The organism is Streptococcus oralis (genome assembly GCF_021497945.1).
GTDB classification, from domain to species: domain Bacteria; phylum Bacillota; class Bacilli; order Lactobacillales; family Streptococcaceae; genus Streptococcus; species Streptococcus oralis_BR.
This window is the reverse complement of the sequence record NZ_CP046524.1, coordinates 1,830,471-1,844,166: the sequence shown is the minus strand read 5'-3', so window position 1 is coordinate 1,844,166 and position 13,696 is coordinate 1,830,471. Positions and strand designations below refer to the sequence as shown.

The 13,696-nt window shown below is 40.1% G+C and carries 6 protein-coding genes; all 6 read left to right on the top strand.

The genetic code is table 11. The features are described 5' to 3' along the window. The first annotated feature begins 299 nt into the window (after positions 1-299). The 6 genes from GOM47_RS09170 to GOM47_RS09145 all read left to right on the top strand — a co-directional run bounded on the left by GOM47_RS09170 (position 300) and on the right by GOM47_RS09145 (position 13,631). Positions 300-6,251, top strand: a complete 5,952-nt coding sequence (locus tag GOM47_RS09170) for a mucin-binding protein (RefSeq protein ID WP_235080607.1) — start codon at positions 300-302, stop codon at positions 6,249-6,251. Positions 6,252-7,556: 1,305 nt separating this feature from the next. Then, positions 7,557-8,672: a DUF4767 domain-containing protein gene (locus tag GOM47_RS09165; protein ID WP_235080606.1), complete on the top strand. Its 1,116-nt coding sequence runs from the start codon at positions 7,557-7,559 to the stop codon at positions 8,670-8,672. A gap of 209 nt (positions 8,673-8,881) precedes the next feature. Then, positions 8,882-9,811 (top strand): ABC transporter permease, encoded by a 930-nt coding sequence (locus tag GOM47_RS09160; protein WP_235080605.1) that lies wholly within the window; start codon positions 8,882-8,884, stop codon positions 9,809-9,811. A gap of 13 nt (positions 9,812-9,824) precedes the next feature. Beyond that, positions 9,825-10,745 carry a carbohydrate ABC transporter permease gene (locus GOM47_RS09155; RefSeq protein ID WP_000818290.1) on the top strand — a complete coding sequence of 307 codons (921 nt, stop codon included), beginning with the start codon at positions 9,825-9,827 and terminating at the stop codon, positions 10,743-10,745. A 107-nt stretch (positions 10,746-10,852) separates the two neighbouring features. Then, complete coding sequence (locus GOM47_RS09150) at positions 10,853-12,337, top strand: ABC transporter substrate-binding protein (protein WP_235080604.1); 1,485 nt, start codon at positions 10,853-10,855, stop codon at positions 12,335-12,337. Positions 12,338-12,644: 307 nt separating this feature from the next. Then, a complete protein-coding gene (locus GOM47_RS09145; protein ID WP_001030012.1) occupies positions 12,645-13,631 on the top strand; it encodes a rhodanese-related sulfurtransferase in 987 nt (328 codons plus the stop codon). Positions 13,632-13,696: the final 65 nt, after the last annotated feature.

The following is a 13,696-nucleotide window of genomic DNA, read 5'->3' as shown; positions in this document are numbered from 1 at the left end:
TTGACAAACATCTTCTTTATAAAAAGAAGATGTTTTTGCTTAAATATAATATTTAAAAATAGATAAAATATAGAAAGTAGGGGATATTTGATAGAATAACATATTCAGCAATACATGTGCTTAAAAGCTATATGAATCAAGATTTTTATTAAATTAGGTGGGTAGATTTTAACTGCATCAGTTGAATTATCAAGGAGTAAAATGTATAATATAGAGCAGAGGTTTCCTATGCGTAGAGGTTGTAAAAGTCTATCTCTAATAAAATAATCATATGTCAAACTTAGAAAGGAATATAGAAAGTGAAGAGTTTTAAAATTTACAAGGGAAGACATGAAAAATTTTCTCTAAGAAAGAAAAATGTTGGACTTGTTTCGATTGCAATCGCTAGCTTGGCGATATATGGAGTAGCGCTTGGCACACCAACTGTACAAGCAGATGAAAACAACAATCTGAGCAGTCTAGTAGAGACTAGCTCGACAACTGATGTGAAATCAGAAAATAATAGTGATCAATCAGCAGTGGTGGAGTCAGAGAAAGTATCTTCAGCCACAGAAGTTAAGGAAACAGAAAAAGCTACTAGTCCAGCACCAACTGTTGAACAAGCAGAAAAGAAAGTGTCAGTTTCAAAAACTGCCCCTGAAGTGGAAGGAGCAGACAAAAAATCCGTAGCTCCTTCAAACTCGACAGCAGTCGTAAAAGAAACTCCAGCACCTGTTGAGTCTAAGCTGGTTGAAAAGTCTACTGATGGGCAAACAGCAGCTACTCCTCGTTCGACTGCTCCGGTACGTACGCGCAGAAGTTTGCAACAAAACCCAACTCAAATCTCGAATTTTTCAGTAACGGTTACGACTAAAGATGGAACTGTTATGCGTTCAGGTGATACAAAACCTTTGCCTGCTCAAGAAGTTCCCTTTGACAAGGTTCAAATGGACTTTAAAATAACACAAGATGGGACGCTGAAAAAAGGTGATGTTCTCCGTATTCCAGTTAAATTAACAAATAATGCCTATGGTGCCTATTATTCAAATCTTGGTTCTGGAACAGCAGAACGGATAGATGGTGTTGGAACAATTAAATTTGTGCATTCTGACCCCAATAATCTTGCCTATGAAATCACCTTAGACCAAAGCTTCCAAGATATGCCTCAAAATACTGAAAAGACGGTATCGGTCACTCAAAAAGCAGCGACTATTGGGAAATTTACAGCAAAATCAAGTTATGAAAATATTATTTTAGAAATAAATGGCAATAAGTTTACTTTTAAACCAACACCAAGAACATTTGAGAAAGCACAGGCGCCTTTTGCTGTTTATAATAGTGCAAGTAGCGATAGAGCAAATTCAATAAAAATAGGCACTTCAACTGGGGATGCAAATTATTATAATAATTTATTGTCAAGCGATGGTACCAACCCTGGACAAACAGGAATTCCAAATGGTGATATCATTTCTGTCCATCGTATAAAACCAGGTAATGGGTCAAAAATTGTTAGTATCAAACCAGACCTTAAAAGATATACTTCTACTTTAGCAATTAGTGAGGATGGAAAATATCTTGTTAAAGGAGATACTTCAACTTCTATTAGCATCAATTCAGATCCAGATAATAAGTTAATAAATCTACCTGCAAATTCAACAAATGATACTATTCTTAAAGCATTAAAGCAAGCAGGCAAAAATTCTTCAGTTGTTATTGATAATGGAGATGGGACCTACACAGTTGCTATTAATTTAGGAAAAATGACAGGAAATGGTGCTACTACCTATCATGATATTTGGCCAACTGACGACTATGCTCAAATGGGCGATCAATATCAGGAAATCAACAGAACAGAAGAAGTCAATAAAAAAGTTAGTGCTATTTTAAAGGATGCTAGTGTCATTCAAGGAACTGGGCATTCAACACGAATTACTTTTGCAGATTCCTCAATTAAGAATACTATAACGAATGAGTCAAGAAGTTATAGTTATAACGTTGATGACAATGGTAATGTAACTAAGCTTAAAGAAGAAACGATTTCTGCCACAACAACCCCATCCGTTGCGCGTGCTGAAGGTCAGAAGAAGATTACAATACACTATGTCGATACAAACGGCAAGGAAATTGAAACTCAGGACTATAAATATGGTTATCCAGCAGGAGGAACTGCCACTCCAACCCCTGATTATAACGCTAATCCAAAAACAATTACAGGCTACACACTTGTAACAGCTGATACAGCAATCGCGTCGTATGGTACACAGTTAAAGACTACTAAACAAATTCCATTCACTAGCAACGACCAAGAATTTTATTATGTCTATTCAGCCAAAAAATCTAGTGCCAAAGTTACGTATATTGACGATGATACTAACGGAGGAAAAGTTCTTGAAACGAAGGATTTGAATGGTTTTTATGGGCAGACTGATCCTTATCGAACAGCTGAAACCATTAAGACGTATACCGATCAAAATTATGAACTTGTTTCAGACAATTATCCAACAAATGGTGTAACCTATAATGAAACCCTTCAAACCTTTGAAGTTCATTTGAAACACAAAAAGACTTCAGTAACAGAAGAAAAGACGGTTAAGGAAACTATCCATTATACATACGAGGGCGGTGCACCAGCAGCTCCAGACCACACTAGCAGCTTAAAATTCACCAGAACAGCAACAACTGACCTTGTTACAAATGTTACAACTGGTGATTGGACAGCGGAAAATGGAACAAGTTTTGCGGCCGTAACATCACCAACAATCAAAGGTTACACTCCAGATTTAGCGGAGGTTCCAGCAGTTGACAATATTACGGCTAACAGTGACAATATCGAAAAGACAGTCGTTTATACGGCTAATCCAGCTAGTGCAAAGGTCACTTACATTGATGACACAACAGGGGAAACGCTTGAAACGAAGGATTTGAATGGTTTTTATGGGCAGACTGATCCTTATCGAACAGCTGAAACCATTAAGACGTATACTGATCGAAATTATGGACTCGTTTCAGATAATTATCCAGCAACTGGTGTAACCTATAATGAAAATCTTCAAACCTTTGAAGTTCATCTACATCATAAGGGAGCTGCAGTTCAAGAAACAAAGACAGTCACAGAGACCATCAAGTATGTTTATGAAGATAACACAGAGGCAGCGGATACGAAGGTTCAGACTTTGAAGTTCTATCGGATTAACAACAAGGATCTGGTGACTAATAAGATTGTCTATAAGGGTCCTTGGTTCCCGTCTACCGGAACCTTCCCAGAGGTAGTTTCTCCAAAGATTGATGGTTATACACCAGATAAGGCAACTGTAGCAGCCGTTGAACAGATTACGGGAGATAGCGCAGATATTGAAGAAACGGTTACCTATAAAGCAGATAAGCAAAAAGTAACCTATACCATCATTGACGACACTGCCCAAAAAACGCTGAAAGATAAGGAAGTACTTACCAGCGGAGGCTCTGATACTCCTCTTCCAGACAGTGCCCGAGAAAAATATGATTTAATGGTGAATGCTTATCTAGCTCAAGGTTATGAATTGGTTTCGAAAGACCAGCTTCCAGCTAAGTTCGACCTTGACAGTAGCCACGATCAAAATGTGGTTGTTCACTTGAAGCATGGCACAACTGATATCCAAGAAAGCAAGGATGTAAACTTGACTGTTCGTTATCACGGTGCCGGTGGACAAACACCGGCAGACCATGTGCAGACAGCGACTTGGACTCGTACAGTAACAAAAGATAAGATCACAGGCACAGAAGTTTCTGCCACAGCTTGGACAAGCGACAAAGCAAACTATGATGCTGTTCCGTCTCCAATGATTCCTGGTTATAGCGTGGATGTCGAGACGGTGCCGTCTGAAGCAGTTACTCAAGAGAATATTGTTAAGGATGTATATTACACAATCCAAACGCAAAAAGTTACTTACACAGTTGTAGATGAGACAACAGGTCAGACTCTGGAAAATCAAGTTGAATTGACAACAGGCGAGTCTGGTGCTGCTCTTCCAGCTGCAGCACAAACGAAATACGACACCGTAGTCGCAGGCTACTTAACACAAGGTTACGAAGTGGCTTCTAAGGATGAATTGCCAGCCCAATTTGACACCGACAGCAGCGTGGACCAAAACGTGGTCATTCGCTTGAAACACAAAGTGTCAACTTCTACAGAAACCAAAACTGTTACCCAAACGATTAACTACCTCTACGAGGATGACAATACACCAGCAGCTCCAGAGAAGAAAACGACCTTGACTTTCTCTAGAGAAATGAAAACAGATGAAGTGACTAAAACGACTACGCAAGGTGCTTGGACTCCATCGGTCGGCACCTTCCCAGAGGTAGTTTCTCCAACTGTTGATGGCTACACACCAGATAAGGCTAAAGTTGACGCAGAAAACGTAACTGCTGATCAGGCTGACATCAAGGTTACGGTTAAATACAAGGCCGACAAACAAAAAGTAACCTATACCATCATCGATGATACAACTAATACCACTTTGGAATATAAGAAAGAGCTTACAAGTGGGAACTCTGATACTCCTCTTCCAAATGGTACAGAAGCGAAGTATGATTCAATCGTGGACGCCTATCTAGCTCAAGGTTATGAATTGGTTTCAAAAGACCAGCTTCCAGCTAAGTTTGACCTCGATAGTAGTTATGACCAAAATGTAGTAGTTCATGTGAAACACAAAGTGTCAACTTCTACAGAAACCAAGACTGTAACGCAAACGATTAACTACGTCTACGAGGATGATAATACACCAGCAGCTCCAGAGAAGAAAACGACCTTGACTTTCACTAGAGAAGTGAAAACAGATGAAGTGACGAAGGATGTTACACCGGGGGCTTGGGCACCATCTACTGGCACCTTCCCAGAGGTAGTTTCTCCAACTGTTGATGGCTACACACCAGATAAGGCTAAAGTTGACGCAGAAAACGTAACTGCTGATCAGGCTGACATCAAGGTTACGGTTAAATACAAGGCCGACAAACAAAAAGTAACCTATACTATTATTGACGATACAACTAATACCACACTGGAAGATAAGCAAGAGCTTACAAGTGGGAACTCTGATACTCCTCTTCCAAATGGTACAGAAGCGAAGTATGATTCAATCGTGGACGCCTATCTAGCTCAAGGTTATGAATTGGTTTCAAAAGACCAGCTTCCAGCTAAGTTTGACCTCGATAGTAGTTATGACCAAAATGTAGTGGTTCACGTGAAACATGGTACAAGCTCTAGTCAAGAAAATAAAGCAGTGACTATGACTGTTCGCTACCATGGTGCCGGTGGTCAAACTCCAGCAGATAAGGTACAAACAGCGACTTGGACACGTACCGTAACGACAGACAAGGTGACTGGCTCTGTTGTGAACACGACAGATTGGACAAGCGACAAAGCCAACTATGACGCTGTCCCATCGCCAGTGATTCCAGGTTACACTGTGGATGTTGCGACTGTTCCATCAGAAGTGGTTACCCAAGAAAACATTGTCAAGAATGTGCATTATACTGCTCAGAATACAGCTCAAACCCAAAAGGTTACTTACACAGTTGTAGATGAGACAACCGGTCAGACTCTGGAAAAGCAAGTTGAATTGACAAACGGTGAGTCAGGTACTGCTCTTCCAGCTGCTGCTCAAACGAAATACGAAACTGTGATTGCAAGTTATTTGGCACAGGGTTACGAAGTGGTTTCCAAGGATGAATTGCCAGCTCAGTTTGATACCGACAGTAGCGTAGACCAAAACGTGGTGATTCGCTTGAAACACAAAACTGTTTCAGTTGAGGAAACCAAACAAGTAAGCATGACTGTTCGCTACCATGGTGCCGGTGGTCAAACCCCAGCAGACAAGGTACAAACAGCGACTTGGACACGTACCGTAACGACAGACAAGGTAACTGGCTCTGTTGTGAGCACGACGGATTGGACAAGCGACAAGGCAAACTACGACGCTGTCCCATCGCCAGTGATTCCAGGTTACACTGTGGATGTTGCGACTGTTCCATCAGAAGTGGTTACCCAAGAAAACATTGTTAAAGATGTTCATTATACTACGATCCCAGTAGCGCCAGAGGTCCCTCATACTCCTGATACTCCAGTTAAACCAGGGGCACCAACGACACCGTTCACACCAGAACGCCCAGCACCTACTCTTCCACGAACAGGTGAATCTCAGGTTGGTTCAAGCCTTGCGACGCTGACAGGTCTAGGCTTGCTTCTATCAGTTCTTGGCTTGGCAGGACGTCAGAAAAAAGAGGACGAATAACTTTTTATAAGTTGTAAAAAGTCAGGTCTTTCATTGAAGAAATACTAGAAATAGTTTAAAGATGAATGATTTAGTGGAAAATAAGCCCCGCAGGCAACCTCAGTTGGTTGACTTGTGGGGCTTTTCCCTTGTTTTGAAGAATAAGACTCAGAAAGGAGCTAGTGCAAATAGAGACTTTTGGTCACTGAAATAGAAACGAGGCGAAATCACTAAATAATTCCGCCTCGTTTCTATTTTAAATCTTGTACTAAGATTCTATCGTTCGATGTTTCTTACTGAAAAGACCCCCGCTAAAAGACCGAGAATAGCTGGGGCTACCGCAATAAGTGTTAGTGAAATCCATTCTGCTGTCATAAACCGTTCACCAAAAACGACAAATGGAATGAGCCAGTTAAAAATCCCTGTAAATGGGAAGAACCATTTATAGCAACCCCTTCTTTTACCAGCAGAAAAGCCACATAACAATTCGACACTAGGGGCCAAAAGGTAAAAACAAAGCAGGTTGTAGCCTATCTCATCCCCCTATAATCCTACTTAATCCCCACAATAGCACGAGGGGATAAAAGGCTAGGATTGTTATGGGAGGGGAGGAACGCTGTCTTAATAAATTGTTCGTGTTCAGTCTCCTGCCCAAAATCCTGTATAATCATTGTTTTAAGGATTTTTTCGACATGCGAAGTAAATTGCTAAAAGAACAGAGGTAGGAATATTCGCAATAAAAAAAGTTAAGATAAGCTGACCGAAAATGTCCCACCAGGTCATGCTGTTAGTATGGGCAAGAGAAAAGACCATCAATAAAGAAAAGGCATAAGTTATGCTCGGCAGGATTAAACCAAGCCACTTGCTTTCTTTTTTGGAGAGAAAGGTCTGTAATAGAATTCTTCCAGTCAGGATTGACAATATGATAAACGAAACGATTATAGTTCTCATTGACTTCAACTCCTTCATCATTTTGATATTCAGACGTCAATATTTTAGTCGAATCAAAGTGCTATATTTTATTATGAGTGTCGACATTTATGAACCAGTTTGATGAGCGCAGTTTTTTTCCTTGCTCATTCTAACTGAATACCCATTTCATATTGAAAATAACACTAAATAAAGCAAAAGTCAATCAAGATATTATTGTTTAAGAGAGACGGAGTAGCTGTTCTTGAAACTATCTCTAAGCCGTCTATATAAGATATTTTGAACTGACTATTATCCCTATTCTTTTCGGATCTATCTTTGAGAGCAAGGGATACAATAGAAAAAAGGCTTGGAAGTGGTATAATGAGGCTACAGAGATAGTTTGGAGGTATGACCATGAAAAAGTTACTACTGGTCCTAGGTGCTAGTATGCTAGTCTTATCTGCCTGCCACAGAGCGACAGAGGATGGCGTAACTAGTCCGTCAATACCAAGGGAGCAACAAACCAAGGAAACAACCAACTATTTTCACTATTTAGCAGATTCCTATCAAAAGGCTCTTTCGCACGAAAAAGAATCCAAGGATACAAGTGTTCAGTCACCTATGGCTGCTACAGTTGCAGCCGTGGAAGAACTCCAGTTATCTAATCCGACTGATCAAGCCTTGATTATGAAGAACTACTCAGATTTTCAGAAGCTAATCCAATACAACACCGAAAAGTGGGAAGAAGAGTTTGCAAGTTGGGCTTCTTCTATGGGGCAGTCCTATCATAGACTAGAGCATAGAAACTTTGATGAAAAGAATGATCTCATCAAAAAATTAGAAGCAACAACTGTCTCTCAGAAAAGTGTCAAATGGAATGTTTTTGGAGTATCGAGTGACAATGCCTATGATTACTTGGTTTTGGATGCCTACTATGACAATCAGGACAAACATTTCTACCTATTTACACTGAAGGATGGGCAAGCACAGGTTTTGCATAGCGATAAGACACTGGAAACTATCCCTTCTGCAAATTTTGAAGAGACTGAGAACACAGATTTAGCGCAACGTTTTAAGGAATTTCTATTAAAAACGAGTATAACTACAGAGAGCAAGCCAGATACAGATAATAGTTCTTTAATAGACAAGATAAAAACAGCCATGGAATTCTATTTGGATAGTAAAGGTGAAAGATTTAAGTCAACTAACTTAGCAACATATGGTCACTACTATGGACTAGCAGTGCCAGACCAGGTAATGCAATTTGGACAAGTAGATGGGGTGAATTATACTGTTAAATGGTATGGGTATAGTGCAGGTTCAGGTTCTGGGCGGTTTGAAATCCTAGCTTGCTATGTGAATGAAGCAGAGAAAGAGGTGATTCTCTTTGGCTACAAGGATGGTAATCCTGCTCTTTTACACACCGAAGGAAGACCAGAGATTGATAAAAATGAATCAGGGGCTATCATAAATGCCCAGGTTCATTTTGTCGAGTTTCATCACCCAATATTAGAACAAGTTTTCAATTAGTAAAGAGGAAATACATTTATCGCATGTAGAGTGTTTCTCGTGAAACCTATTTCTTATAAAAAACTTCTCCACATAAAATAATTTGTGGAGTTTTTTCTATAATTAGTAGTTTAACCTAGCCTTCAAATAGGAGTATACTAATAATGTAATCGTTATCAAACCTAAAAATTCGATGAAATCAGTTTTTAGGAATAAAATGGGAGGAAATTATGAAAAAGTTTTCAAAGACCTTAAGAGATAACTGGATCTTTCTCTTGATGGTTTTACCAGGGGCGCTTTGGTTGATTCTATTCTTCTACATCCCAGTATTTGGAAATGTGGTCGCCTTCAAAGACTACCATATGAGTGGTGAAGGATTTATCCACAGTATTATGAATAGTAAGTGGGTTGGTTTCGATAACTTTAAGTTCTTATTTAGTTCTAAAGATGCTTTTATTATCACTCGTAATACCGTTCTTTACAACCTTGGATTTATCTTTATCGGCTTGATTGTGTCGGTGGGTATTGCCATCATCCTCAGCGAGCTCCGCTCTAAGAGAATGGTTAAAATCTTCCAAACATCTATGTTGTTCCCTTACTTCTTGTCATGGGTTATCATCAGTTTCTTTACAGATGCTTTCCTAAACATCGACAAAGGGGTTATCAACCGTTTCTTGGAAACCATTGGTGTGAAGGGAATTAACTTCTATGCAGACTTGGGTATCTGGCCATATCTTCTCCTTTTCCTAGGTATCTGGAAAGGCTTTGGATATAGCAGTGTCATGTACTATGCGACTATCATGGGAGTTGACCCAACCTACTACGAAGCAGCAACAGTGGACGGGGCTAGCAAGTGGCAACGGATTCGCAATGTAACGATTCCACAGTTGACACCGCTGATAACTGTTTTGACTATCCTTGCAGTCGGAAACATCTTCCGTGCAGACTTCGGTCTTTTCTACCAAATCCCACACAATGCTGGTCAGCTCTATAATGTAACCAACGTACTAGACGTCTATGTCTATAATGGTTTGACTCAAACAGCGGATATTGGTATGGCATCAGCAGCTGGTCTTTATCAGTCAGTTGTCGGTTTGATTCTCGTTATCTTCTCAAATATACTTGCAAGACGAGTCGATCCAAATTCAGCACTATTCTAGAAAGGAGGAAAGCATGGCAGAAAAAATTAAAAAAGCAAAAATTGATAATGTCGGCATTCACTCCTTTAGTAAGAAGGCAGATATCTTCTTTAGTATTATTTCTGGATTGATTGCTCTCTCTTGTATCTTGCCCTTTATCTTTGTCATCATGATTTCCATCACAGATGAAAAGAGCATCCTCCAACATGGATATAGCTTCTTCCCATCACAGTTTGGATTAGATGGTTTCGAGTTTTTGGCTCAGTTTAAAGATAAGATTTTACAAGCGCTCTTTATCTCAGTATTTGTAACAGTAGTTGGAACCTTGACAAATGTCTTTATCACAACCACTTATGCCTACGCCATTTCTCGGACAACCTTTAAGTACCGCAGATTCTTTACGATTTTCGTCCTACTTAGTATGTTGTTCAACGCCGGTTTGGTTCCGGGCTATATCGTGGTAACTCGTTTGCTTCAACTGGGTGATACAGTTTGGGCCTTAATTGTTCCAATGCTTCTCTCACCATTTAACATCATCTTGATGCGTTCCTTCTTCAAGAAGACCATTCCAGAAGCCATTCTCGAGTCCGCTCGTATTGATGGTGCTAGTGAAGCCCGGATCTTCTTCCAAATCTGTTTACCATTATCGCTACCAGGTATCGCAACCATCACGCTTTTGACAGCTCTTGGTTTCTGGAACGACTGGTTCAACGCCCTTCTTTACATCAAGAGTGACAACTTGTATCCATTGCAGTATTTGCTTATGCAAATCCAACAAAATATGGACTACATTGCTAAAGCAGTCGGTCTTTCTGGTCAACTGGGTGTTGCTCTTCCAAAAGAAACAGGACGTATGGCCATGGTTGTGGTTGCAACCCTTCCGATTGCCATTCTGTATCCATTCTTCCAACGCTACTTTGTAAAAGGTTTGACCATCGGTGGTGTGAAAGAATAGGACTTACTGAGAAACACCGTTTCTCTTTTCCTAACTTCATCTTAGTGGCTGAAGTTACAAATCATTAAATCGTTTATAAGTTTAAAAATAAAAAAGGAGTTTTTATCATGAAAAACTGGAAAAAATATGCTTTTGCATCTGCTAGCGTAGTCGCTTTGGCTGCAAGTCTTGCTGCTTGTGGGAACCTTTCAGGTAACAACAAAAAAGCTGCTGACTCAGCTTCAGGAGAAAAACCTGTTCTTAAAATGTACCAAATCGGTGACAAACCAGACAACTTGGATGAATTGCTAGAAAATGCAAACAAAATCATCGAAGAAAAAGTTGGTGCTAAATTGGATATCCAATACCTTGGATGGGGTGACTACGGTAAGAAAATGTCAGTTATCACATCATCAGGTGAAAACTACGATATCGCTTTTGCAGATAACTACATTGTAAACGCTCAAAAAGGTGCTTATGCTGACTTGACAGAATTGTACAAGAAAGAAGGAGCAGATCTTTACAAAGCACTTGACCCAGCTTACATCAAAGGGAACACTGTAAACGGTAAGATCTATGCTGTTCCAGTTGCGGCCAACGTTGCATCTTCACAAAACTTTGCCTTCAACGGAACTCTTCTTGCTAAATACGGTATCGACATTTCAGGTGTAAACTCATACGAAACACTTGAACCAGTCTTGAAACAAATCAAAGAAAAAGCTCCAGATGTAGTACCATTTGCAGTTACTAAGAACTTTATCCCTTCTGAAAACTTTGACTACCCAGTAGCTAACGGACTTCCATTCGTTATCGACCTTGAAGGGGATACTACTAAGATCGTAAACCGTTACGACGTTCCTCGTTTCAAAGAGCACTTGAAGACTCTTCACAAATTCTACGAAGCAGGATACATTCCAAAAGACGTAGCAACAAGCGACACTTCATTTGACCTTCAACAAGACACTTGGTTCGTTCGTGAAGAAACAGTAGGACCAGCTGACTACGGTAACAGCTTGCTCTCTCGTGTAGCTAACAAAGATATCCAAATCAAACCATTCACTAACTTCATCAAGAAAAACCAAACAACTCAAGTTGCTAACTTTGTTATCTCAAACAACTCTAAGAACAAAGAAAAATCAATGGAAGTGTTGAACCTCTTGAACACTAACCCTGAACTCTTGAACGGACTTGTTTACGGTCCAGAAGGCAAGAACTGGGAGAAAATTGAAGGTAAAGAAAACCGTGTTCGCGTCCTTGAAGGATACAAAGGAAACACTCACATGGGTGGATGGAACACAGGTAACAACTGGATCCTTTACATCAACGAAAACGTAACAGATGAGCAAATTGCTCAATCTAAGAAAGATTTGGCTGATGCTAAAGAGTCTCCAGCTCTTGGATTCATCTTTAACACTGATAGCGTAAAATCTGAAATCTCTGCAATCACTAACACAATGCAACAATTCGATACAGCTATCAATACTGGTACTGTTGACCCAGATAAAGCTATTCCAGAATTGATGGAAAAACTGAAATCTGAAGGTGCATACCAAAAAGTATTGGATGAAATGCAAAAACAATACGACGAATTCTTGAAAAGCAAAAAATCATAAGATAAACTGATTTCGTGTATTCATTCCTAATTCCTAAAAATACAATCACTGCCTTCCCTAGTTTTCTAGGGAAGGTAGTGATTTTTGGATGCAAAAATGAAAGTAGCAATTCTGAGAGTTGAGGCGATTTGACACACATACCTCTATCTAACCTTGTCCTTTCCAGAATTACTGGTAGAGGAGCCGATAGAGTCTCCTCCTTATGATTTCCGGTCAAATAAATTGCATTCGTTTTCTCAAGTGGGTATACTAGTATAGTTGAATGAAAAATTCTGAAAATTTAAGAATAGAAAAGAGAACAAATCTTATGGCAAAAGATATTCGTGTCTTACTTTACTACCTTTATACTCCAATTGAAAATGCAGAGCAATTTGCTGCAGACCACTTGGCTTTCTGTAAATCAATCGGTCTCAAAGGCCGTATCCTAGTCGCTGACGAGGGAATTAACGGAACCGTTTCAGGTGACTACGAAACAACTCAAAAATATATGGACTACGTTCACAGCCTCCCAGGAATGGAAGACCTCTGGTTCAAGATTGACGAAGAAAATGAACAAGCCTTCAAGAAGATGTTTGTTCGCTACAAGAAAGAAATTGTCCACCTTGGTTTGGAAGACAACGACTTTGACAACGATATCAACCCACTTGAAACAACAGGTGCTTACTTGTCTCCAAAAGAGTTCAAAGAAGCCCTTCTTGATGAAGATACAGTGGTCCTTGACACACGTAACGATTATGAGTACGACCTAGGACATTTCCGTGGGGCTATCCGTCCAGACATCCGCAACTTCCGTGAGTTACCACAATGGGTCCGTGATAACAAGGAAAAATTCATGGACAAGCGTGTCGTGGTTTACTGTACAGGTGGCGTTCGCTGTGAGAAATTCTCAGGCTGGATGGTGCGTGAAGGCTACAAAGATGTCGGCCAATTGCACGGAGGAATAGCAACTTACGGTAAAGACCCAGAAGTTCAAGGTGAGCTTTGGGATGGGAAAATGTACGTCTTTGACGAGCGTATCGCCGTTGATGTTAACCATGTTAACCCAACCATCGTAGGGAAAGACTGGTTTGATGGAACACCATGTGAACGTTATGTCAACTGTGGAAATCCCTTCTGTAACCGTCGTATCCTAACATCAGAAGAAAATGAAGACAAGTACCTTCGTGGATGCTCACACGAGTGCCGTGTTCACCCACGAAACCGCTATGTTTCAGAAAATGAATTGACACAAGCAGAAGTAATCGAGCGCCTAGCAGCTATCGGTGAAAGCTTGGATCAAGTCGCTACTGTATAACATCAAACAGTCCTTAGGGGTTGTTTTTCTATGCTTTTTATCTAAAAATCTAAAGTTTGTTTCTG